This window comes from Streptomyces sp. NBC_00461, assembly GCF_036013935.1.
GTDB lineage: Bacteria > Actinomycetota > Actinomycetes > Streptomycetales > Streptomycetaceae > Streptomyces.
This window is the reverse complement of sequence record NZ_CP107902.1, coordinates 4874906-4897719: the sequence shown is the minus strand read 5'-3', so window position 1 is coordinate 4897719 and position 22814 is coordinate 4874906. Positions and strand designations below refer to the sequence as shown.

Below are 22814 nucleotides of genomic sequence, written 5' to 3'. Positions count from 1 at the left end.
GTGCCTACGCATGCCGTACAAAGGGCGCATACCACCCAGAGGCCGGGCAAACCGGCCCTGACGATGGTGGCCGCCCTGCTCGGCCTGTTCATCGCCCTGCTCGACGTCACCGTCGTCACCGTCGCGCTGCCCACCATGGGCACCGACCTGGACGCCTCCTTCTCCGACCTGGAGTGGGTGGCCAACGCCTACATGCTGGCCCTCGCGGTCTTCATCGTGACCGCAGGCCGCCTCGGCGACCTCTACGGGCAGCGCCGGATCTACACCATCGGCGTCACGGTCTTCCTGGCCGGCTCGCTGATCTGCGGCGGAGCCGGGAAGTACGCCTTCTTCGGCCTTTCCCACATCACCACGCTGCACGCCGGCCGGGTGGTGCAAGGCATCGGCGGAGCGGTGATCATGCCGCTGACGCTCGCCATCATCTACTCGTCGTTCGAGGGCAGGCAGCGCAAGCTCGGCATCATGCTGTGGGGCGCGGTCGGCGGTCTCGCCACCGCCCTCGGCCCGCTGATCGGCGGCGTCCTGGTGGACCACGCCGGCTGGGAGTGGATCTTCCTGGTCAACCTGCCCATCGGTGCCGTCGTGATCGCCGCCGCCACCGGCATCCGCGAGCCCGGCCGCACCCCGGCGGCAGGACGCGCCTCGCTGGACGTGGCCGGTCTGCTGACCGTGAGCGGCGCCCTGTTCTGCCTCAACCTCGCGCTCATCAACGGGCATTCCTGGGGCTGGACCTCGGGCCGCGAGGCCGCCCTGTTCACGGGCGCGGTCGCACTGCTGCTGCTCTTCGTCGCCGTGGAGGCCCGCTCGTCGGCGCCCATCATGAACCTGTCCTGGTTCCGCCGCCCGTCCTTCGGCGGCAGCGTCTGTGCCGGGTTCCTGCTGGGCGCCGGGATGTTCTCGGTGATGTTCTACCTCTCCATCTACCTCCAGAACGGGCTCGGGATGAGCGCCCTGGAGACCGGCGTACGGCTGCTGCCGCTGACTCTGATGCTCATCCTCGGCGCCCCGCTGGGCGGACGCCTCGCCGCGAAGCTGGGGGTGCGGGCCGCGATGGCCGTGGCCTTCGGCCTCATGGCGGTGGGCATCGCCCTGTTCGCACTGGTCGACCCGGCGGGCGACGCCGGTTCCTGGACGCGCCTGCTGCCCGGGTTGCTGATCACCGGCCTGACCCTGGGCATCCTCATGCCGCTGTCCTCGGAACTGACGGTCGCCGCCGCCCCCCAGGACCAGATCGGCGTCGCCGCGAGCGCCGGCACGATGTTCCGCCAGGTCGGCAACTCCGTCGGCGTCGCGATCATGGGCGTCCTGATGAGCACGCAGGCGGACGACGCGGCCGACGAGATCAAGCGGCAGGCCGCCGACGGGGCCCTGTCGCCCGAGCGGATCGCCGCCGTTCAGCAGCGTGCCGTCACCGAGGGCCTGCAGCACGGCGCGTGGTTCGCCGCCGCCGTCACGCTCGCGGCCGTCGCCGTCGTCCTGCTCTTCGTCCGCAACCTCCCGCACACCGCCGAGCCGAAGCCGGCCCCGGTCGGCGCCCCGCTCGACGCGACCCCGGTGGCCGACGCCGGCCGGCCCTGACACCCACCACCACCGATCGCCACCGGTCACGACCCATCGCCACCGGTCACGACCTACCACCACCGATTGAGAAAGGCGGGGCACCCATGACGGTCACGACGACCGCGTTCGTCTTCCCGGGTCAGGGCTCGCAGCGGGTCGGCATGGGACGCCACCTGCTCACCGACCGGCCCGACCTGCTGCGCACCTACTACCGGGAGGCCGACGACATCCTCGGCATCCCCCTGTCCACGCTGTGCTGGGAAGGACCGGTCAGCGCCCTGCGCGACACCGCGATCACCCAGCCGGCCGTCTTCCTGACCAGCCTCGTCACCCTGGACGTGCTGCGCGCCGAGGGACCGGAGCCGGACGCCGTCGCCGGGCACAGCCTCGGCGAGTACACCGCCCTGGTCGCCGCGGGCGCCCTCGACTGGCCCGACGCACTGCGCCTCGTACGGCAGCGGGGCCGCCTCATGGCCGCCGTCAACGAACGCATCCCGGGCGGCATGGCCGCGGTCCTCGGCCTGGACCTGGCCGTCGTGGAGGCCCTGTGCGCCCGGGTCACCACGGAACTCGGCGAGGTGGTCGAGGTCGCCAACGACAACGAGCCGCGCCAGGTCGTCGTCTCCGGCCAGCGCACCGCCGTCGAACGCCTGCGCGCCGAGGCCGAGGCGGCGGGCGCGGTCCGCGCGATGAACTTGGACGTGGGAGCGCCCTTCCACTCCAGCCTGATGGGCGACATCGAGGCGGAGTTCGCGGCCGAGCTCGACCGCGTCACCCTGCGCGCCCCGCGCCTCCCGCTGGTCTCCACCGTCACCGCCGACCACGTCACCACCGCCGACGAGGTCGCCGCGTGTCTGCGCCGCCAGCTCGCCGGCCGGGTCCGCTGGACGGAGGCCGTCCGCACCCTCACCCGCAGCGGCGTCACCGCCTTCGTCGAGGTGGGGCCCGGTCGGGTGCTGGGCGGACTGTGCCGTCGTATCGCACGCGAGGCGGAGGTGTACGGCACCGACGACGAGCGCGCGTACGCGAGGACGCTGGCACGCTTCGGCACCGCACGGACGGAGGCGGTCGCATGAGCGTGGCCGAGACCGGCGTCCTCACCGAACGCCTGGCGGAACTAAGGGAGTTGAAGGGCTCGCTGCGCGCCGGCCCCGACCCCGCCGCGACCGAACGCCAGCACGCCAAGGGCAAGCTCACCGCCCACGAACGCATCGAACTCCTCCTGGACGAGGGCTCGTTCACCGAGATCGAGCCGCTGCGCCGGCACCGCGCGACCGGCTTCGGCCTGGAACAGCGCCGCCCGCACACCGACGGCGTGATCACCGGCTGGGGCACGGTGCACGGACGTACCGTCTTCGTCTACGCCCACGACTTCCGCATCTTCGGCGGAGCGCTCGGCGAGGCCCACGCCCAGAAGATCCACAAGGTCATGGACCTGGCCGAGCGCACGGGCGCTCCGCTGGTCTCCCTCAACGACGGCGCGGGCGCCCGCATCCAGGAAGGCGTCACCGCACTCGCCGGCTACGGCGGCATCTTCCGCCGCAACACCCGCTGCTCCGGCGCGATTCCGCAGATCAGCGTGATGCTCGGCCCGTGTGCGGGCGGCGCTGCCTACAGCCCCGCGCTGACGGACTTCGTGTTCATGGTCCGCGAGACCTCGCAGATGTTCATCACCGGGCCGGACGTGGTGAAGGCGGTGACCGGCGAGGAGATCACCCAGAACGGGCTGGGCGGCGCCGACGTCCACGCGGCCACCTCCGGCGTCGCCGCCTTCGTCCACGACGACGAGGAGCACTGCCTGGAGGAGGTCCGCTACCTCCTCTCCCTGCTCCCCTCCAACAACCGCGAACTCTCCCCCGAACTGCCCTGCGACGACCCGCCCGACCGCTCCACCGAGTCCCTCGTCGACCTCGTCCCGCTCGACCCCGGCCGCGCGTACGACATGCGCGCGGTGATCGAGCACGTCGTGGACCACGGCGAGTACTTCGAGGTCAGCGAGGCCTGGGCGACCAACGTCCTGTGCGTCCTTGCCCGGCTCGGCGGCCGCGTCGTCGGCATCGTCGCCAACCAGCCCGCCAGCCTCGCCGGGGTCCTCGACATCGAGGCGTCCGAAAAGGCCGCCCGCTTCGTGCAGTTCTGCGACGCGTTCAACATCCCGCTGGTCACCCTGGTGGACGTGCCCGGCTTCCTGCCGGGCGTGGGCCAGGAGCACGACGGCATCATCCGCCGGGGCGCCAAACTCCTCTACGCCTACTGCAACGCCACCGTCCCGCGCATCTCCCTGATCCTGCGCAAGGCCTACGGCGGCGCCTACATCGTCATGGACTCCCGCTCCATCGGCGCCGACGTGTCGCTGGCCTGGCCGTCCAACGAGATCGCCGTCATGGGCGCGGAGGGCGCGGCGAACGTCATCTTCCGGCGCGAGATCGCCGCCTCCGACGACCCCGAGACGGTCCGCGCACAGAAGATCAAGGAGTACAGGTCCGAGCTGATGAGCCCCTACTACGCCGCTGAGCGCGGCCTCGTCGACGACGTCATCGACCCCGCCGAGACCCGCTCGGCACTCATCGGTGCGCTGGAGATGCTGCGCACCAAACACGTCGACCTGCCGTCGCGCAAGCACGGCAACCCCCCGGTGTGATGGCCATGTCCGTTACGCCCGTGTCCGACCAGCCATCGTTCACGATCGTGCGCGGCCGTGCCGATCCCGAGGACCTCGCGGCCCTCGTCGGCGTCCTGCTGGCTGCCCATCACAGCGCCGCGGAACCCTCGGACGTACGTGTCCGCAGGGCGAGTTGGGACCGGGGCACCGTCGGCTCCCGCTTCCCGGCCGGCTCCTGGAGGTCTTGCCCGTGATCCGCGAGGTGCCCATCGGCGACCGTGGCGAAGTCGAATTCAAGGACTGACCATGACCGACCAGGACTGACCACGGGCCGCTTCAGAACCCGCCCGGGAAAACAACCCGGACACGAACCCGGAACAGCAACCCGGACACGAACCCGGAACAGCAACCCGGACACGAACCCGGAACAGCAACCCGGAACAGGACCCGGGGACCAGCACGGACCGGAATCCGGCCGAAGAATCCTCTCAGGGAATTAATTATGAGAGAGTCGATGCGATGAATTCCTCGGTGACCGTGAGGACGGAGAGCAGGAACATGACTCGGATAGTGGTCCGCAAGAACGTGGAACCGGTCACAAACGCGGCGCGGGAGAGCCTCGGCAAGGTGGACCACGTCGACGCGTCCGCGGTCGATGTCCCCGCCGGCGTCACGGCCGTCGACTTCGCCCGCGGCATGCTGGGCGCACCGCCGCGCTGGGTTTCGGGCCTGCTCGCCGTGCGGGACGCGGCCGTGGCGCCGTTCGGGCTCAGGCAGCGGGAGAAGCGCGGCCGGACGGAGATCGTCCCGGGGGCCAGGATCGGGCCGTTCCTGCTGCTGAGCGTGGCGGACGACGAGGTGCTGGCCGGGGACGACGACAGGCACCTGAGCTTCCGCTGCTCGTTCGCCGTGCGACAGGGCCCGCACGGGCCGGAGGCCGTGTGCACCACGGTCGTACGTTTTCACCGTGTGGCCGGCCGCCGGTACTTCCGTGCCATTGAACCCTTTCACTACGCGATCATCTCGGGGATTCTCCGCAGGGGCGCCGAACGTTCAAACTTCACCCATCGGTAACGCGTTGACGGGTCTGGTGCCGCTTGGATAGGCTGCCTCCGGAAAATTCTGGACGATAACGGGGGAAGCGTGTCCAGTGATCATTCCTTGGAATTCCCGGAAATATCGGGATCGCATATATCCGGCGGGGCCGAGCGGGCACTCCTGGAAATACGCGATCTCATTGAAACGGTAGTGGCGCGCGGGGAATGGCCCGCCGCCGACAGCAAGTCGCTCCTGGTCACCGCGGAGAGTGCCCGGGCGGCCCTCGAAGCCCTGCGACGCCAACTCAGCGAGGCCAGACGGCGGGTGGACGTGCTGGTCCCGTCGGACCGGTCGGCGGCCCGGCTGCGTATCCATGTGCTGTCCAAGCTGGCCAGTGACGTGCCCGACGGCGTCGCCGTACGGGTGCTGGACTGCTGGACCACGGCGGACCGCTACCGCCTCGCCGAACTGCAGAAACGCCGCAAGGGCATCGGTATCCGGCTCACTGACGCCGCGCTGAGCGGCGCGATCGTCGTCGACGGCGAGACGGTGCTGACCAGGTCCGACGGAGCGCACGGAAACGGCCCCCGGCACACCGCGCTGATGCGTGCGCCCGCCGTCGTCGACGCACTCAACGCGCTCTTCGCCGACGTGTGGAACCGCGCCGTGCCCCTGTCCGACGAGCACCTCCTGGACGGCGTGCTGCAGGAGATCCTCGACTGCCTGCGCAAGGGGTACACCGACGACACCGCGGCGCGGGCCCTGTCCATGTCCGTGCGCACCTACCGTCGGCACGTGGCCGGGATCATGCGGATCCTGGGCGCGAGTTCGCGTTTCCAGGCGGGCGTCCACGCCACGGAGATGGGGCTTCTCAGAGGGGACCTGGGCGCCGAACGCGACCTGGCCCCGCCTGCCTGACAGCCGCTGCCTCGGCGACAACAACCTGCCAGGACTCCGTGGCGCCGCCCGCAACCGGCCGGGCGCGGACGTCATCTTGCGGCCACGGCATTGCTCTTGTTTCGGCCGCCCGCATAGCGTGAAACAGGCGTGAGCGTCCCGGAAACGGGCTCACCTACGGAGCAGTAACCGATCACTTTCGGCCGCGACGGGGCGGCCGGGATCCTGGTCGGACTGCGGCCATCGGCCCGTCGTCCCGCCCGGTTCGTCCAGGGCGGTCGCTCACGCTTTTCACGGTCATGCCGCGCGGCCTCCGCACCGTTGCCGAGGACGGCGACGTGGCCAGACCAACGGGGGATATGTCATGAAACAACAGCATCTTGATTGCACCGACCGACCACTCGACCACCTCACCGACCCGGGCGCTCCGCCGCGCCCGCTCACCCGCGGGCGCGGCCGGCCCCCGTACGGATTCCGTACGACGGTCACCGAGCCCGGAACCGGCCCCGACGCCGTCGCCGCCCCCGGCGGCCGGCAGCCCCGCCTCGTCCCCGACGAGCGCACCGCGCCCGTCGTGCAGCGGATCTTCGAGGAGTTCCTGAAGGGCGGCAGCCTGCAGAGTATCGCCGAGGACCTGAACGCCGACGGCATTCCGGGCCCCGCCTCCGCCTGGACCAAGAGCACGGTGCGGGCCATCCTGACCAACTCGCGCTACGCCGGTGACGCACGCGTCCCCGGCGGCGGGTGGCAACTCGTGGCTCCCGAGGTCTTCGACCAGGTGGACGAGGTCTTCGCCAGGCGCAGGAAGCGCCCCCGCGAGTGCGAGGGCCGCGCGGCCCGGACGTACGCCTTGCGCGGCCTGCTGCGCTGTGCGCGCTGCAACCGGCTGATGCAGGGCACCTGGAACAACGGCGAGCCCTACTACCGCTGCCGCGCCACGACCGCCGAGGACCACCCGGACGACCACCCGCGCAACGTCTATCTGCGCGAACGGTCCGTCATGGGCCCCCTCACCACGTGGGTGCGCGGCCTCTTCGTACCGCAGGGCCTGCGCCGGCTCACCACCTCGGGCCCGCACGGCCACACCACCGCGGCGGCCGCCCGGCACCAACTGCGCGCCCGGGGCGTGGAGATGGGCGGCGCTCTCACGCCGTCCGCGTTCCAGGCGCTCGGGGTCAGGCTGAGCTACTCCGACGCCGACCGGCTGGTCACGGCCAAGGCGGTGCTCGGCTCGGCAGGCGTCGTGGTCCACGGCCGCATCGAACTGTAGGCATGTCAACAGCCCCAGAAGGGAATCGAGTGCGCTCGATCGCGCTGATGCCGGACGCCTCCGTGGTGCGCACGGACGCCACCGGCATCGAGATGAGTTTCGCCGTGGACCCCACGGCACCCGTCTTCACCGGCCACTACCCCGACTTCCCGCTCCTGCCGGGGGTGTTCACCCTGGACGCCGTTCACCAGGCGGTGCTGCGGCACGCGGAGGACGACCTCCGGCCGACGGACCTCCCGACCGGCCTTCCGACGGATCTTCAACTGGTGGACATTCGCTCCGTCCGCTTCCAGTCCCCCGTCCTCCCGGGCGACACCCTCACGGTCGAGGCCGCCGTCAAGGACGTGGACGGGACCCGCGACGTGCGCGCGACCTGCCGAACCGAACGGGGCAGGACCGCGACCCTGCGGCTGCGGTACGGGACTCCGGGACAGCGGCGGCCCACGGCAGCCGCACCGTCGGACAACTCACCCCTCCCGAAGGCGCGGTACGGCCCGGCCGCCCTCAAGAAGCTGATCCCGCACCGCTACCCGGCCCTGCTCGTGGACCGGGTCCACACGGTCGACCCCGGACGCCGCATCATCACCACCAAGGCGGTGACCTGCAACGAACCCTGGTACCAGGACGTGCCGGACAGCGCCGGGGACACCGCCTACGCATACCCGACCGCGCTGCTGATCGAGTCCTGGTGCCAGAGCGCGGCGCTGCTGGCCGCCTGGGACCGCCCGCCGGACGAACTGGCCGGACAGGTCGCCCTGTTCGGCGGTATGTCCGGCATCGGGCTCGGCGCCGAGGTGCTGCCCGGCGACGTACTGCGTCACGAGGTGCGGATCAGCCGTGCGCTGGAGGGGACGTGGATCTTCGAGGGCACGACGACCGTCGACGGCTCCGCCGTGCTCACCGTGGACAGTGTGATGACGGCGTTGCGCCCGAGTGAGGCGCTCACCGGGCTCACGGCCGCCGCACAGGCCTGACCGGTCCGACGGCGAACGGGGTGGGACGGCGCACGGGGTGGGCGGCACCTCGCCGCCCACCCCGCGTCGGCCGCGCCCGACGTCCCTGAAGGGCCCGCACGCTTCACCCCCGGACACACCCGACCAGCTCCGGCTGCCTCGCGCCCCCGGCCGCCCGCCCCGCGGCCCTGCGGGTCGCCGGCCCCATCGCGTACGACGCCACCACGGTCAGCGCGCCGAGCAGCAGCCATCCCGGGGTTCCCCACCCCACCAGGAGCGAGGTCAGCACGAGTGGACCGAGTGTCCGGGCGACCGTCACGCCGGTCCCGAAGAAGCCCTGGTACTCGCCCACCCGGCCGGCCGGTGCCAGATCGAACGACAGCTGCCAGGAACCGGCGGACTGCCCCATCTCGGCGACCACCTGGAGCACGGCTCCCACGACCAGCGCCCCTGCGGCCACCCATGGCGAGGCCCCCGCCGACAGCGCGAACACCGCGCACGCCCCGAGCATGACCCAGCCGGAGCGCCGCACCGCGCGCGTGGCGGACGCGAGTCCGGTGACACCCCGCGCCGTCCGCACCTGGAACAGCATCACCGCCCCGGTGTTGAGCACGAACAGCGCGGACACCAGCCAGGTCGGCGCCGTCGTCCGCTCGGCGATCCACAGCGGCAGCCCCAGGCTGAGCAGCGGCATCCGCAGCAGCAGAACGGTGTTGAGAAGCGTGATCACGGCGTACGGCCGGTCGCGCAGCACACCGAGCGTGTCCCGCTTGCGCACGGCGACGGGCGCCACCGCCGGCAGCCGGAGCAACATCGCGGCGCACACCAGGAAGCTCGCCGCGTCCAGGGCGAACACCGCGAGATACGCGGCCCGCGTCCCCGCCTGCAACGCCAGCCCGCCCAGCCCCGCCCCCACCGCGAGCCCCGCGTTGAGCGTCGCCTGCAGATGCGCGAGCAGCCCCGTCCGCTCCCCGACCGCCACCAGCCCCGCCAGCAGCGCCTGCCGGGCCGCCGCCAGACCCGACTGCGCCGTCGCGTACGCACAGGCGGCGAGGACGAACGGCACGAACCCCCGCACCACCAGGAACGAGGCGACCGCCGCCCCGGTTCCCAGCGCCAGCAGTACGGCCGTCCCGCGCGCCCCGCGCCGGTCGGCGACCCGCCCGAGCGGCACCCCCGCCAGCGAGCCCACCGCCCAGGCCACGGTCAGCCCGAGCCCCACGCGCGCCGGCGCCAGGCCGACGACATGGGTGAAGTAGAGCGCCGAGGTCACGTAGTAGGCGCCGTCACCGATGGAGTTGGTCAACTGGGCCAGCGCCAGCAGACGCTGCGGACCGGCGGGCGGTACGAGACGAGAGGTCATACCCAGGACACTAGAAGCACAATGGGCCGCTATACAGTCCCAATCAGCACCCGTATGACTGGCCCAATCCTGCCCGATTCAGCGGCCGTCCAGCACCTGGCCCAGTACCTCCAAGGCCTCCGGATACACCCGCTCCCGAGGTGTCCCGTACCCCACGACCAGCCCCTGGGGCCGCCCCTGGCCCGGCGTGTGCCAGTGATCGCCCAGCCGCCCCAGCGCGAGCCCCTCCGCCTCGGCCCGCTTCAGCACGTCCTCCTCGTCGTCGACCTCCACGAGCGCGTGCAGCCCGGCCGCGATCCCGCGCACGCCGTGCCGCCCGCCGAGCCGGCCCAGGAGCTGGTCCCTGCGTCTGCGGTATCTGAGCCGGCACGCGCGCACGTGACGGTCGTAGGCATGGCTGTCGATGAGCTCCGCGAGCGCCAACTGGCCGATCGACTCGGTGTGGTGGTCGCTGTGCAGTTTGGCGTCGGCGACCGCGTCGACCAGGTGCGGCGGCAGCACCATCCAGCCCAGCCGCAGCGCGGGCCCGAGCGTCTTGGAGGCCGTACCGAGGTAGACGACCTGCCCGGGCGCCATCCCCTGCAACGCGCCCACCGGCTGCCGGTCGTAGCGGAACTCCCCGTCGTAGTCGTCCTCGACGATCAGCCCGCCACGGGCGCGTGCCCAGTCCGTGAGCGCCCGCCGCTGCTCGGGGCGCAGCGTCACACCGGTCGGGTACTGGTGGGCCGGCGTCACGACCACGGCCCCGGCGTCCCCCAGCTCCTGCGCGCACACCCCCCGCTCGTCGACCCGCACCGGCGCCACGATTCCCCCGTTGTGCCGCACCACCTCCCGGTGGAAGGGCAGCCCGGGGTCCTCCATGGCGACCGTGCCGCCCTCCAGCACGCGCGTGAGCAGCGCGAGCCCCTGCACGTACCCGGAGGTGATCACGATCCGCTCGGGCGGCGCGATGACACCCCGGGCCCGCCCCAGATACCCCGACAACGCCGTCCGCAACTCGATACGGCCACGCGGATCCCCGTAGTCGTACGCCAGCAACGGCGCCGTCGCGATGGCCCGCCGCAGCGCCCGCAACCAGGCCGCCGCCGGAAACGCCCCGACGTCCGGGCTCCCGGGCCGCAGATCGAAACGCGGGGTACGCGCGCGTGCGGCCGCCTCCGGCGCGTCGGCGTCCAGGGAGGGCAGCGAGGCGACCTGCGTACCGGATCCCTGCCGGGCCGTCAGGTACCCCTCGGCGACCAGCTGGTCGTAGGCGGCCTTGGCGGTCCCCCGGGAGACTCCGAGCTCCGCCGCCAGCCGCCGGGTGGCGGGCAACCTGCTCCCGGGCGCCAGCCGCCCGTCCCGCACGGCGTCTCTCAGGGCGCGTTCGAGCCCGACCCGCCGCCCGTCACCGGCGTCGGGCTCCAGATGCAGATCGACACCGACGCCGGACCAGAAGTCGTTCACGTATAACCCCCGTGAGCTGAGCTGAAGCGCCCCTTTCAGGGGCGCGGGACTGCACCGATGTGCGGCCGCGCCGCGCGGGCGCGACGAGCCCCCACCTACCCGCGGACCGCATACAAATGGCCGGGCACCCACTTCGTACCCGGCCATCGACCAACCGTCAGCCCTTGAGCGAAGCCATCCAGGCCTCGACCTCGTCGGACCGTCGGGGCAGCCCCGCCGACAGATTCCGGTTCCCGTCCTGGGTCACGAGGATGTCGTCCTCGATCCGCACCCCGACACCCCGGTAGTCCTCCGGCACCGTCAGGTCATCGGCCTGGAAGTACAGCCCCGGCTCGACCGTCAGCACCATCCCGGGCTCCAGCGTCCCGTCGACGTACGACTCCACGCGCGCGGCGGCGCAGTCGTGCACGTCCATCCCGAGCATGTGACCGGTCCCGTGCAGCGTCCACCGCCGCTGCAGCCCGAGCTCCAGCACCCGCTCCACCGGTCCCTCGACCAGACCCCACTCGACGAGCCGCTCGGTGAGCACACGTTGCGCGGCGTCGTGGAAGTCCCGGTACTTGCCGCCCGGCCGCACCGCCGCGATCCCGGCCTCCTGGGCGTCGTACACGGCGTCGTAGATCTGCTTCTGGATCTCGGAGAAGCGTCCGTTGACCGGCAGTGTGCGGGTGACGTCCGCGGTGTAGTACGTGTGCGTCTCCACACCGGCGTCCAGGAGCAGCAGGTCGCCCGAGCGCACCGGCCCGTCGTTGCGCACCCAGTGCAGCGTGCAGGCGTGCGGACCGGCCGCGGCGATCGTGCCGTAGCCGACGTCGTTGCCCTCCACGCGCGCACGGAGGAAGAACGTGCCCTCGATGTACCGCTCGGAGGTCGCCTCCGCCTTGTCGAGGACCTTCACGACGTCCTCGAAGCCGCGCACGGTCGAGTCGACCGCCTTCTGCAGCTCGCCGACCTCGAACTCGTCCTTGACCAGCCGCGCCTCGGACAGGAAGACCCGCAGCTCCTCGTCCCGCTCGGCGGTGACCTTGTCGGTCAGGGCCGCCTCGATCTCGGCGTCGTACCCGCGCACGACCCGCACCGGGCCGGTGGCCTCGCGCAGCGCGTCCGCCAGCTCGCGCACGTCGGAGGCGGGGATGCCGTACAGCTTCTCCGCCTCGGTGAGCGAGTGCCGGCGCCCGACCCACAGCTCGCCCTGGCCGGAGAGCCAGAACTCGCCGTTGTCCCGGTCGGAGCGCGGCAGGAGGTAGATCGTCTCCCGGTGGCCGTCGGCCGTGGGCTCCAGCACGAGGACGCCGTCCTCGGTCTGGTTTCCGCTGAGGTACGCGTACTCCACCGACGCCCGGAAGGAGTACTCCGTGTCGTTCGAGCGGGTCTTGAGGTTGCCCGCGGGGATCACCAGACGCTCGCCCGGGAACCGCGCCGACAGCGCCGACCGTCGTGCGGCGGTCTCGGCGACCTGGGCGATCGGCTCCAGGTCGCGCAGCTCCGTGTCGGCCCAGCCGGACTTCATGCTCTCGGCCAGCTCGTCGGACACGCCCGGGTACAGGCCGTTCTTCCGCTGCTTGATCGGCTCTTCGGGCTCGGTCTCAGTCTCCGGGGTCACCGGAATGAGCTCGTCCGCCACGGTCATCCTCCTTGATACGGCACTGGACCCCCTCCATCGTACGGTCGTACGGAAGGGGGCCCAGGGCCGGAAGACCTGTTACGGACGTCACCGGCGGCTACTCGAAGCGAGCCGCCAGCAGCACCACGTCCTCGTCGCTGTCCGCCGAGGCCAGCCCGTCCGGCAGCACCGTCCGCAGCACGTGGTCGACGATCGCGTCGGGGTCGTTCCGCAGCGCCCTGGGCACACCGGCCGCCGCCGCGTGCAGCCGGGCGAAGGCGCGGTCGGTGGGGTCGCCGGTGCGGTGCAGCAGCCCGTCGGTGTAGAGCAGCACCGTCTCGCCGGCCTCCGCCTGAAACTCCATGCTCGGCGCCTCCCAGCAGGCGAGCATGCCGAGCGGCGCGGACACGGACGTCTCCACGAACTCGGTGCGCCGCTCGCCGACCAGCAGCGGCGGGCAGTGCCCGGCACCGGCCAGCGTGATCTTGCGCAGGGAGGGTTCGCAGTAGGCGAACAGGGCGGTGGCGGAGCGGGCGGGCTCGGTCAGCCGCAGCAGCAGTTCGAGGTCGGAGAGGACCGCGACCGGGTCCTCGCCCTCCATCACGGCGTACGCGCGCAGGGACGCCCGCAGCCGTCCCATCGCGGCGACCGCGCTCGGCCCGGAGCCGGTCACGGAGCCGACCGCGAGCCCCAGTGCGGCGTCCGGCAGCGGCAGCGCGTCGAACCAGTCGCCGCCGCCGCGCGGGCCGGTGCGGTGGCGGGCGGCGAGCTGGACGCCGGCCACGCGGGGGAGCCGGGACGGCAGCAGCTCCTCGGTCATCGTCTTCATGCACGCACGCGTGCGCTCGACCTCCACAAGCCGGGCCAGGTGCTCGCCGGCGTAACGGGCGTAGAGCCCCACGAGGTGGCGCTGGCGCTCGACCGGCTCGGCGGGCTCGTCGTACAGCCACACCGCGGCGCCGACCCGGCCCGCACGCTCGCCGACCAGCGGAAGGGCGTAACACGCGGCATAGCCGAGACGGGCGGCCACCTCGCGGTGCCGCGGGTCCAGTCCGTCCTCGGCGAAGAGATCCGGCTGGGCGATCTCACCGTCCCCGCCCGGCAGTCCGTCGAGGATGCGGCCGTACGACATCGCACTGCGCGGCACGGTCTCGATGTGCCCGAGGTCGGCGCGGGCGAGGCCGAGGCCGATGGTCGTGTCCGGTCCGAGCCCGTCGCCCGGCTCCAGCACGAGGAGGCCGCGGCGGGCGCCCACGAGGGCGGCTCCGGCGCGCAGCAGTTCCGTCAGGGCGTCCGTGAGTGTGTCGGTGCGGGCCAGGCGTTCGGTGAGTTCATGGAGGGTCGTGAGGTCCGAGACCCAGCCGGCGAGACGGTCGGTGAGCAGCGCCCCTGGTGCATGCGGTGGGGAGACCGGAGAGGTACCCGGGGCGGCGGGCGCGGGCGCGACAGTGTGTGCGGGCGAGGGAACCGTTGCATCGATTCCAGCCACTTTCGAAGGGTGAGGGGCGTTCATGGCGTCCGGCCTTCCGACCGGTGCGTTTTGCTCAAAAGCATCGCAAACCCCCATGTCATTCTGCGCCGCTAGCAGTGTCTCCACATGTACACGCACTCGTGAGGGGATGTCCAGCATTGTCCTGCCGGGATTCCTGGTGTCCACGGGTAGGCAGTGGTTCCCTTGCCTAAAAGCAAATTTGGCTTAAAACTGACTCGGGTAACGGGGTATTGCGGTCGACTGGCGTTGCTCCACAGAGCGTCACACCGGTCGTGATGGGTACGTACTCGGAGAAGGCCAGGGGTGGTTGACCGCCACCCGGAACCTGGTGACCGACCCGGGCGTCTTAGCCACCGACGACCGAGCCCCATCCTCCCGTGGCGGAGGCGAAGAGAAAAATGCGGGACCGCAAAACGCCAGACTTCGCCACCCCCACGCCACGCCCATGCTTTTGATGGAAGCAGCATGGACGAGGCTGCCGCGGATGCAGTCAACGTTCGGCCCATAGGGGTTCCCCTTGCCTCAGGCAGGGGTGTGATGCGCCAACAGGTACGCACAGTGAAGTGATCGACACATGGTGTGATGTGACCCACGGTGTTGCCAGCGGTGCAACGGAAAGGAACGAGCGCTCATGCGCGAGATCCTCGGAAGGCGACGCAGGCTCCTGTCCCAGCGCAGCGACGGAAGGCCTGAGTTGATCAGCGCGGCCCTGACCTTCGCGACGGAATGGCAGTGGCCCGTACTCCCGGGTGTGGCGGCGGACCCGCAGGGACGATCCCGCTGCGCCTGCCCCGACGCGGACTGCACGGTGCCCGGTGCGCATCCCTTCGACCCCGGCCTCCTCGCGGCCACCGCCGACGCCCGCATGGTGCGCTGGTGGTGGACCAACCGGCCCACCGCGCCGATCATCCTGGCCACCGGTGGCAACGCTCCGTGTGCCGTGAGCCTGCCGGCCCTGGCCGCCGCGCACGCCCTCACCGCGCTCGACCGCATGGGCATGCGCCTGGGCCCGGTCGTCGCCTCGCCGAGCCGCTGGTCGATCCTCGTGAAGCCGTACACCATGGAGCAGTTGGGCGAACTGCTCTTCGCCAAGGACTTCGTCCCCGGTTCGCTGCGTTTCCACGGCGAGGGCGGGTACATCACCCTGCCCCCGTCCGAGACCGGCGAGGGCGAGATCCGCTGGGAGCGCGCACCACTGCCCGGCTCCGCCTCCCCCTGGGTCCCCGATGTCGAGGCCGTGGTGGACGCCGCGGTCGAGGCCCTCACTCGTACGGGTGTGAGCGCGCCCGAGTTGTAGGGGTGTCGGGCGCGCGCGGGACGGCAGGCCCCTGAGCGGTAGTTATCTTCCGCAGTATGAACCTCCGTCTGCTCGCCCTTGCGGGCGTCGTGGCGTGCGCCGTCGCGCTGCCGCTGGCCGTGGCGTCCGCGGGACCGGTGGGCGACAAGGACCGCACCGTCGTACGCGCCCCGGCGCGCGAATCCGTACGGCCCTCCCCGCGCCAAGAGGACGCCAAGGCGCTCTCCCCCGCTCCCACCGAATCTCCCCTGCTGCTCGGCCTGGGCCTGGCCACCGCCGTCCGCTGCGGCCCCGAGCTCAGCTCCCCCGAAGGCATCGAGGCGCAGACCTGTGTGCTCACACAGGGCCAGGACACCTGGGCGCGCAGCTACTACCGCAACGCGACGGGGCAGATCCTGGACTCCTCGCTGAGTCTCATGAAGCCCGACGGCCGCACCCTGCAGCTGCACTGCGCGGTGGGCTCCGAGGACGAGCCGGGGATGTGCGAGACACCCCGGGAACGCACCGAGGGCGAGCCGACCGCCTACGCGGCGGTCGCGGAGTTCGCGGCGAAGTCCGGGCGCGGGCCGCTGCTGCTGCGCGCCGGAAGCGACTCGGAGAACGGCTCCGAGAACGCCTCCGAGAGTGGCTCCGGAGACAACTCCGGGACATCCGCGATCAGTTGACGTACGGCGGCATTCCGTAAAGGGATCGCGGGCATGAAAAGGCCCGGTTGCTGGCGACGGGGGATGCACCAGCAACCGGGCTACTGGAACGGTAACAAGAGATCGGCGGTTCGCAAATTCGATCCGGGCTTTCCAGTCACGTATGTGCCTGCGCCGAACGGGAGTTGTGAGCGGCGTCACCGATTCCGATGGGTCGGGTTCGGCTGACCGGCCGGTCAGCCGAACCCGATCACGTCACGGTCCTCAACTGAGCGTGACCTGCCGGTTGGTGAGACCGCCGCGCGCGCGACGCTCGTCGACGGTCAGCGGCGCGTCCGAGGCGAGAGCGCTCGCGAAACGCTCGGCGAACTCGGCCGCAGGCTTCTCGATGTCGCTCGCGGTGACCCCGCTCGGCAGGTCCCAGACCGGCACGGTGAGCCCGTGAGCGCGGAAGGAACCCACGAGGCGAGTGCCTTCACCGAGGTTCGACCGGCCTGCCGCGTGCAGTCGCGCGAGGGCGTCCAGAAGCTGCTCCTCCGGGTGCGGCATGACCCAGCGCAGGTGGTTCTTGTCCGGCGTCTCGCACCAGTACGCGGCGTCCACACCCGTGAGCTTCTCGGTCGGGATGGCCGCGGCGTTGGCCCGCTCCAGGGAGGCGGCCACCTCCGGCGTGGCGTTCTCCGAGTCCGGAACCCAGAACTCGAAGCCGCTGTGCACAACTGGCTCGAACGCGCCTTCGGGATCGAGCAGATCCTGCAGCCGCGGACCGTCGGCCGGCGCGCGACGGCCCTCGACCGGCGTGCCCGGCTCGGCGGCCAGCGCGCGCAGGAGGGTGTCGGCGAGGTCGCGGCTGATGTCACCGGACGCCGTGTCGTTCTGCAGGCCCAGCAGCACCGAGCCGTCGTCGCGGCGCAGGGCCGGCCAGGCCATGGGCAGAACGGTCGCCAGCGTCACCGACGGGACGCCCTCGGGCAGGCCGCCCTTCAGCGGCAGTTCGACCGTGGCCGCCGGCACCAGTTCGCGCAGCGCCACCCAGTCGCACTCGCCCGCGAGCCCCTCGAAGGGACGGTGCACCAGCTCGGTCACGGCGTGCGCGGCGGCCCGTCCGTGACAGGCCTTGTAGCGGCGGCCGCTGCCGCACGGGCAGGGCTCGCGTGCGCCGACGACCGGGATCTCTGCATCGCTGATCTGCGGGCGCTTGGCCTTCGTCTGAGGTCGCTTCTTGGCCATCGTGGGTGTCTCCCGGGTACGGCTCGTCTGGTACGGCGGGAGCCTAGCCGTTCACACCACGACCCAGGGGAACCTGTGGACCGTTCAGTCGAGTCAGTCGAGGTCGTCGAATGCGTCCGCGAACTCCCGGCCCGGCATCGGCGGAATCCTCGACACCGACGGGGAGGTGACGCGCGTAGGAAAGCGGTCGTGGTGAAACCCCGCGTCCGGGTCGTGGATGACGTCGTGGACGACGACCCACACCGTGACCTCGCCGCGGGCGTCGTCCCGTACGCCCCAGTCGTCGGCGAGTGCGGTGATGATGTTCAGGCCGCGTCCGCCGTGCGCGGTGACCGAGGGGGTGGCCGGAGCCGGGCGGGTGGGTCCGCCGCCGTCCGTCACCTCCACCGTGAGTCGCCCGCCCAGGTCCACACGCCAGGCCGCCCGGACATCGCCGTCCCCGGCGAGGGCGTCTCCCAGCGGGCGGCCGTGCTTGCACGCGTTGCTCAAGAGTTCGGAAAGAATCAGTACGGCGTCGTCGATCACCGCATCCGGCAGACCGCCCGTGCGCAACTGCTCGCGCATCCGGTGTCTCGCCTTGCCCACGCCCGCCGGGCCATGGGGTACGGCCATGCTCGACGACGCGGGCACCTCCTGTGCCACCACCAACGCCACCCCCGAGACCTCCTTTGCCCCACGCCACGAAGTGGATGCCCCATTGGCCTGTACCGGAAACCGGCCAATCCACGTTCAGTGACGCATTCGAAACGTTCGAACACGGAGCGAACGCGCCGGAGCACTCCCTGTAGCCGAGTGGCTGGATTCCGACTGTGGACGAGTCTGGAGAATGGTGCCGAAGGGGTGCATGGGTCAAGGGTTCTTCACAGGTCTTTACCAGTGAAGAACATCGGTCACCGGCCGAGCTGACGTAGGACAGCGCGTGGGCGGTTGGTGATGATGGCGTCGATGCCCAGGTCGAGGCAGAGATCCACGTCCTCGGGCTCGTTCACGGTCCACACGTGCACCTGGTGGCCGGCCCGTTTCAGCCGTTCGATATACGCGGGGTGATTGCGCACGGTCCGGATCGAGGGGCCCGCGATCCGGACACCCGCCGGCAGCCGTCCGTCGCGCAGCCGGGGCGAGACGAACTGCAGAAGATAGACCGTCGGCAGCGTCGGCGAGGCGGCGCGCACGCGATGCAGCGACCGCGCCGAGAAGCTCATCACGCGTACGGGGGAGTCGGCGGCGGAGGCCGGGGCGTCCAGTCCGAACCGTTTCAGCAGCATCAGCAGCCGCTCCTCCACCTGACCCGCCCACCGGGTCGGGTGCTTGGTCTCGATCGCCAGCTCCACCCGCCGCCCCGCGTCCGCGACCAGCTCCAGCAGCCGCTCCAGGGTCAGTACGGAGGTGTCCTCGGGGTCCTCGGGGAGGAACTCCCAGTCGGGCTCCTCGTCGCGGGTGCGCCACAGCTCCCGTGTCTTGCGCGAGCCGAAGTCCAGGGCGGCGAGGTCGGCGAGCTCCAGCGCGGAGACCGCGCCCCGGCCATTGGACGTACGGTTGACGCGACGGTCGTGGACGCAGACGAGATGACCGTCCGCCGTCAGGCGTACATCGCACTCGAGGGCGTCAGCACCGTCCTCGATCGCCTTCTTGTACGCGGCCAGGGTGTGCTCGGGGGCCTCTTCGGAGGCTCCGCGGTGGGCGACGACTTGAATCCGGTGCTGCCGTGCGTGGGTCACCGCGTCATGGTGCCACCGGAGCGGGGTAGTCGTGCGATCGGGGGAGCATAGATTGCGCCCCTTTTGCCTGTCATGACCTATATAAGGAATGGCCCCGAACGCACAGGCACGGCTTATGGTGCCCTGACGGCTCATGGGAAAAGCTGACGGCATACAAAAGAACATGCACAGCTGCATCGCGCCGGATCGTCGACCAACGTGACGAGCGTGACCGAGTGCGACCGAGAACAACAGCCGTGGATCGAGGAGAGAAGCTGTGAGCACCGAGAACGAGGGCACCGCGGTACCCCCGGCCCCGTCCGCGCCTCCCGTGCCGGTGGACGCTCCCACTCCCTCGGCACCCGACGCCCCCGAGGGAAGCGCCCCGACGGCCCCGCTCCCGCCGGTGCCGCAGAGCGCCCCCGGCGCGCAGGAGCAGGAACTGGTGCACGCCGGCCATGCCCCTGCGTACGCGTCGACGAGCGCGCAGGGTCCCCAGGGAGCCGGAGGGACCCAGGGCTCGGCCCCGGACGCCTCCTGGCCGCCCCCGGCCCCCGCCGTTCCCTCCTACTCCGATGCGGGCTCCGGCGGCTCGGGCGCCGGCTGGGGCTCCTCGTACCAGCAGCAGCCCTCCCCGAAGTCCGGCCGCGGTGGCCTCGTCGCCGCGATCCTGGTGGCCGCCCTGGTCGCCGGCGGCCTGGGCGGCGGCCTCGGCTACACGCTGGCGAAGAACAACGACGACAACACCGGCTCCACGACGGTCGCCGCCTCCGACAGCGGCACCTCCGTCAAGCGCGACCCGGGCACGGTCGCGGGCGTGGCCGCCAAGGCCGTGCCCAGCACGGTCACCATCGAGGCCGAGTCCAACAGCGGCGAGGGCGGCACCGGCACCGGCTTCGTCTTCGACACGCAGGGCCACATCGTCACCAACAACCACGTCGTTGCGGAAGCGGTCGACGGCGGCAAGCTCACGGCGACCTTCCCGAGCGGGAAGAAGTACGACGCCGAGGTCGTCGGCCACGCGCAGGGCTACGACGTGGCGGTCATCAAGCTGAAGAACGCCCCGTCGAACCTCAAGCCCCTGGCCCTGGGCGACTCCGACAAGGTGGCCGTGGGCGACTCCACGATCGCCATCGGCGCCCCCTTCGGCCTGTCCAACACCGTCACCACCGGCATCATCAGCGCGAAGAACCGCCCGGTGGCCTCCAGCGACGGCACCGGCAGCAACGCCTCGTACATGAGCGCCCTGCAGACGGACGCCTCGATAAACCCCGGCAACTCCGGCGGCCCGCTGCTCGACGCGTCGGGCAACGTCATCGGCATCAACTCCGCGATCCAGTCCAGCAGCAACGGCGGCCTCGGCGGCACCAGCCAGTCCGGCTCGATCGGCCTGGGCTTCGCCATCCCGATCAACCAGGCCAAGTACGTCGCCCAGCAGCTGATCAAGACCGGCAAGCCGGTCTACGCGAAGATCGGCGCCTCCGTCTCCCTGGAGGACTCCTCGGGCGGCGCGAAGATCACCGACCAAGGTTCCGGCGGCTCCGCCGCGGTCGAGTCCGGCGGCCCCGCCGAGACGGCCGGCCTCAAGCCCGGCGACGTGATCACCAAGCTCGACGACCATGTGATCGACTCCGGTCCCACCCTGATCGGCGAGATCTGGACCCACCAGCCCGGCGACAAGGTCACGATCACCTACGAACGAGACGGCAAGACCCACACGGTCCCGCTCACCCTGGGCTCCCGCACGGGCGACAGCTGACCCCACCGCCGCACGCGCGCGTACCTCCCCGGTCGAGCACCATCTGACCCACGCGCGCGCGTGCCAACCCGTTACTCTTGTCCCCGCGCCGCTGATCCACAGGGCGGCGCGGGGAGGCGTGCCCGAGCGGCCGAAGGGAACGGTCTTGAAAACCGTCGTGGCAGCGATGTCACCGTGGGTTCAAATCCCACCGCCTCCGCGCAGGTCATGGACGTAGCAGGTCAGAAGGGGTGCCCCTCAGTGAGGGGCACCCCTTCTGCGCGCACCTTGTCTCACCCTGGCTCACCCGTATCCCGGGGTTGACCAGTGCGTACGGCCAACCTGCGGCCAGGATTCACGGCCCTTCGGCCTCGCTCTCGTGCTCCGCCAACCCCTGCTCGATCAGGGTGTTCATCTTCGCTTCCTCGCCGTCCAGCACTTTGGCGTAGTACCGCTGAAGCACGGCGACGCTCTGCCCCGCGCGCCGGGCAGTCTCGGCAAGGCTCACCCCGGAGCGAAGCCAGAACGACACGCATGCGTGCCGCAGGTCGTACGGGATCGCGGCCAGCGGAGAGGCGACCTGGGCCGGCGTGAGTACCTTGCGGCGGGCGTCCTTCCATGCGGCGCCGTACTCCTGTGAGCGGATCGGTCCGCCGCGTACGGCACTGAAGAGTCGCCCCTCAGGCGTGGTCCCGAATGCGTCGATGTGGGTGCGCAGTATGGCGACCAGTACCGGCGGGATCGGTACAGGTCGGACTGCGCGGAGGGCTCGGTGTTTCAGTTGCCTTTCCTCGTAGGGCTTGCCATCGTCGGTCCAGGCGGATCCCACCTGCGGCCGGGCGCCAGCGAGCATGAGTCGACCCCAACCTTCTGTGGGGAGTTCGCACTGGTCAGCGCTCAGCATGGACACCTCTTCCGGGCGCATCGCCGCGTAGTAGATGCACGCGAAGAACGCGACCAGGCGAGCACCCCGCGGCCCTTGAGTGCGGACGGCGTCCAGCAGCGCCCGTGCCTGTGTGGGCGTGGCGACGCTGCGCACGTCTAGTTCCTCCACTGCCTTGGGTGTCTCCCAGTGCACGCGGAGCAGGGGGTTTCCGGGCAGCAACTCGTGCTCCACGGCCAAGCGCAGGCAGTTGCTCAGTACCGCGCGACGGCGCCGGAACGTGTTGGCAGCCGCAGACTTCCCATCCTGCCGCTTGGCCAGGTTCTCCAGTACCGTCCGCACGCGCATGGCGCTGTCCAGGTCGACCACGGCTGGCGCATTGCGTTCCACCCATGCCAGGGCTTTGGCTTCCGTTTCGGGCACCTCCTGGCCGTGGCGCCCCGCGTTGAACGCCCACTGATAAAGGGCGCGGCGCAAGACGTCATCTGAGGGGCGCCCCTTGCCTGTCGGGCAGAGAGCCATTGTGGCGATGGTCAGACTTTCGGCGATGCTCGCGCGGTGCTTGGCCGCTGCAGCGGACCACTTCCGCGCGGCATGCGCGCGGGCGTGGGCGTACCAACTGGTGCGGTTCCGCTCCCGCACCTCTGACACCGGCAGTCCGGTCTCAGTGTCGAACGGCTCGCCCTTGCGGGTCGCTGTGAGCAGCTCCGCGCGGCGGGCGTCAGCAAGCGTCTTGGTCGTGAACTTCTCCTGATGCTCCGTTCTGTCGACCTGCCAGCGGAGTTGGAACGGAGCGGCTTTGCTCGGACGCTTCCGGACACTCCAAATGCGCACGTCGTAGCTGTGCATTGATCTCCCTAATAGGAGAGGGACCCCGCAGGTCGGCGGGGTCCCTCGGGTCAGGCAACGGTCATGCGCTCATCTCGTGCTGCTCCCACCAGGCGTCGAGGTCGGTTCGTCGGCAACGGAGTTGCCCGTTGGACAACTTGATGAGCTTCGGGGCCTCGCCACGGGCGCGCATGCGGTAGAACGCGGCGCGGCTCATCTTGATCTCTTTGAGGACGTCGGGGAGTTTCAGCTTCTCGGTGCTGGCCAAGGCGG

20 protein-coding genes and 1 tRNA gene are annotated in these 22814 nt (G+C 70.9%); 12 read left to right on the top strand and 9 right to left on the bottom strand.

Annotation, left to right across the window (positions count from 1 at the left end):
* The 8 genes from OG870_RS22995 to OG870_RS22960 all read left to right on the top strand — a co-directional run bounded on the left by OG870_RS22995 (window position 1) and on the right by OG870_RS22960 (window position 8341).
* Window positions 1–1578 (top strand): MFS transporter, encoded by a 1578-nt coding sequence (locus OG870_RS22995; RefSeq protein WP_327691365.1) that lies wholly within the window; start codon window positions 1–3, stop codon window positions 1576–1578.
* 86 nt (window positions 1579–1664) lie between these two features.
* Window positions 1665–2636 (top strand): ACP S-malonyltransferase, encoded by a 972-nt coding sequence (gene fabD, locus OG870_RS22990; RefSeq protein WP_327691364.1) that lies wholly within the window; start codon window positions 1665–1667, stop codon window positions 2634–2636.
* A complete protein-coding gene (locus OG870_RS22985) occupies window positions 2633–4201 on the top strand; it encodes an acyl-CoA carboxylase subunit beta (protein WP_266517560.1) in 1569 nt (522 codons plus the stop codon). Before fabD ends, OG870_RS22985 begins: the two co-directional genes overlap by 4 nt.
* Before the next feature lie 20 nt (window positions 4202–4221).
* Window positions 4222–4416 carry an acyl-CoA carboxylase subunit epsilon gene (locus OG870_RS22980; RefSeq protein ID WP_266517557.1) on the top strand — a complete coding sequence of 65 codons (195 nt, stop codon included), beginning with the start codon at window positions 4222–4224 and terminating at the stop codon, window positions 4414–4416.
* Between the two features lie 304 nt (window positions 4417–4720).
* A complete protein-coding gene (locus tag OG870_RS22975) occupies window positions 4721–5236 on the top strand; it encodes a DUF2867 domain-containing protein (RefSeq protein WP_266517555.1) in 516 nt (171 codons plus the stop codon).
* Window positions 5237–5410: 174 nt separating this feature from the next.
* Window positions 5411–6118, top strand: coding sequence for a helix-turn-helix transcriptional regulator (locus OG870_RS22970; protein WP_266517553.1), 708 nt, complete (start codon window positions 5411–5413; stop codon window positions 6116–6118).
* Between the two features lie 343 nt (window positions 6119–6461).
* Window positions 6462–7367: a recombinase family protein gene (locus tag OG870_RS22965; RefSeq protein ID WP_266583174.1), complete on the top strand. Its 906-nt coding sequence runs from the start codon at window positions 6462–6464 to the stop codon at window positions 7365–7367.
* A 29-nt stretch (window positions 7368–7396) separates the two neighbouring features.
* Entirely contained in the window at window positions 7397–8341 is a 945-nt protein-coding gene (locus OG870_RS22960; protein ID WP_266517549.1) for a 3-hydroxyacyl-ACP dehydratase FabZ family protein, read from the top strand.
* Window positions 8342–8444: 103 nt separating this feature from the next.
* Here OG870_RS22960 and OG870_RS22955 read toward each other — a convergent pair whose 3' ends face one another.
* The 4 genes from OG870_RS22955 to OG870_RS22940 form a co-directional block, all read right to left on the bottom strand.
* Complete coding sequence (locus OG870_RS22955; RefSeq protein WP_266517546.1) at window positions 8445–9683, bottom strand: MFS transporter; 1239 nt, start codon at window positions 9681–9683, stop codon at window positions 8445–8447.
* A gap of 78 nt (window positions 9684–9761) precedes the next feature.
* The gene (gene pdxR, locus OG870_RS22950; RefSeq protein WP_266517543.1) at window positions 9762–11129 is read right to left on the bottom strand and encodes a MocR-like pyridoxine biosynthesis transcription factor PdxR; all 1368 of its coding nucleotides are present in this window, start codon (window positions 11127–11129) and stop codon (window positions 9762–9764) included.
* Window positions 11130–11286: 157 nt separating this feature from the next.
* Window positions 11287–12759 carry an aminopeptidase P family protein gene (locus OG870_RS22945; RefSeq protein WP_443063436.1) on the bottom strand — a complete coding sequence of 491 codons (1473 nt, stop codon included), beginning with the start codon at window positions 12757–12759 and terminating at the stop codon, window positions 11287–11289.
* A 91-nt stretch (window positions 12760–12850) separates the two neighbouring features.
* Complete coding sequence (locus OG870_RS22940) at window positions 12851–14362, bottom strand: PP2C family protein-serine/threonine phosphatase (protein ID WP_266842125.1); 1512 nt, start codon at window positions 14360–14362, stop codon at window positions 12851–12853.
* Between the two features lie 493 nt (window positions 14363–14855).
* Here OG870_RS22940 and OG870_RS22935 point away from each other — a divergent pair, with 493 nt between their 5' ends.
* Together OG870_RS22935 and OG870_RS22930 are read left to right on the top strand one after the other, a co-directional pair.
* A complete protein-coding gene (locus OG870_RS22935; RefSeq protein WP_266583180.1) occupies window positions 14856–15521 on the top strand; it encodes a bifunctional DNA primase/polymerase in 666 nt (221 codons plus the stop codon).
* 56 nt (window positions 15522–15577) lie between these two features.
* Window positions 15578–16186, top strand: a complete 609-nt coding sequence (locus OG870_RS22930) for a hypothetical protein (RefSeq protein WP_327691362.1) — start codon at window positions 15578–15580, stop codon at window positions 16184–16186.
* A gap of 243 nt (window positions 16187–16429) precedes the next feature.
* On the opposite strand, the gene OG870_RS22925 is transcribed toward OG870_RS22930, so the two are convergent.
* The 3 genes from OG870_RS22925 to OG870_RS22915 all read right to left on the bottom strand — a co-directional run bounded on the left by OG870_RS22925 (window position 16430) and on the right by OG870_RS22915 (window position 19113).
* On the bottom strand, window positions 16430–17395 hold the full coding sequence (locus OG870_RS22925) for a DUF5926 family protein (protein WP_266925283.1): 966 nt from the start codon (window positions 17393–17395) through the stop codon (window positions 16430–16432).
* 93 nt (window positions 17396–17488) lie between these two features.
* Entirely contained in the window at window positions 17489–18049 is a 561-nt protein-coding gene (locus tag OG870_RS22920; RefSeq protein WP_266517530.1) for an ATP-binding protein, read from the bottom strand.
* A gap of 236 nt (window positions 18050–18285) precedes the next feature.
* Window positions 18286–19113, bottom strand: coding sequence for a glycerophosphodiester phosphodiesterase (locus OG870_RS22915; protein ID WP_266517528.1), 828 nt, complete (start codon window positions 19111–19113; stop codon window positions 18286–18288).
* 256 nt (window positions 19114–19369) lie between these two features.
* Here OG870_RS22915 and OG870_RS22910 point away from each other — a divergent pair, with 256 nt between their 5' ends.
* Window positions 19370–20851, top strand: coding sequence for a S1C family serine protease (locus tag OG870_RS22910; protein WP_266583186.1), 1482 nt, complete (start codon window positions 19370–19372; stop codon window positions 20849–20851).
* 112 nt (window positions 20852–20963) lie between these two features.
* Window positions 20964–21050, top strand: a tRNA-Ser gene (locus tag OG870_RS22905).
* Between the two features lie 135 nt (window positions 21051–21185).
* On the opposite strand, the gene OG870_RS22900 is transcribed toward OG870_RS22905, so the two are convergent.
* Both OG870_RS22900 and OG870_RS22895 read right to left on the bottom strand, forming a co-directional pair.
* Window positions 21186–22562, bottom strand: coding sequence for a tyrosine-type recombinase/integrase (locus tag OG870_RS22900; RefSeq protein ID WP_266839451.1), 1377 nt, complete (start codon window positions 22560–22562; stop codon window positions 21186–21188).
* Between the two features lie 61 nt (window positions 22563–22623).
* Complete coding sequence (locus OG870_RS22895; protein ID WP_266839453.1) at window positions 22624–22809, bottom strand: helix-turn-helix transcriptional regulator; 186 nt, start codon at window positions 22807–22809, stop codon at window positions 22624–22626.
* Window positions 22810–22814: the final 5 nt, after the last annotated feature.

Bases quoted from the DNA above. Each gene is read 5' to 3' on its own strand.
- fabD (WP_327691364.1), top strand. From the start codon at position 1,665: ATGACGGTCACGACGACCGCGTTCGTCTTCCCGGGTCAGGGCTCGCAG.
- OG870_RS22985 (WP_266517560.1), top strand. From the start codon at position 2,633: ATGAGCGTGGCCGAGACCGGCGTCCTCACCGAACGCCTGGCGGAACTA.
- OG870_RS22975 (WP_266517555.1), top strand. From the start codon at position 4,721: ATGACTCGGATAGTGGTCCGCAAGAACGTGGAACCGGTCACAAACGCG.
- OG870_RS22965 (WP_266583174.1), top strand. From the start codon at position 6,462: ATGAAACAACAGCATCTTGATTGCACCGACCGACCACTCGACCACCTC.
- OG870_RS22955 (WP_266517546.1), bottom strand. From the start codon at position 9,683: ATGACCTCTCGTCTCGTACCGCCCGCCGGTCCGCAGCGTCTGCTGGCG.
- OG870_RS22945 (WP_443063436.1), bottom strand. From the start codon at position 12,759: ATGACCGTGGCGGACGAGCTCATTCCGGTGACCCCGGAGACTGAGACC.
- OG870_RS22940 (WP_266842125.1), bottom strand. From the start codon at position 14,362: ATGCTGGACATCCCCTCACGAGTGCGTGTACATGTGGAGACACTGCTA.
- OG870_RS22935 (WP_266583180.1), top strand. From the start codon at position 14,856: ATGCGCGAGATCCTCGGAAGGCGACGCAGGCTCCTGTCCCAGCGCAGC.
- OG870_RS22930 (WP_327691362.1), top strand. From the start codon at position 15,578: ATGAACCTCCGTCTGCTCGCCCTTGCGGGCGTCGTGGCGTGCGCCGTC.
- OG870_RS22925 (WP_266925283.1), bottom strand. From the start codon at position 17,395: ATGGCCAAGAAGCGACCTCAGACGAAGGCCAAGCGCCCGCAGATCAGC.
- OG870_RS22900 (WP_266839451.1), bottom strand. From the start codon at position 22,562: ATGCACAGCTACGACGTGCGCATTTGGAGTGTCCGGAAGCGTCCGAGC.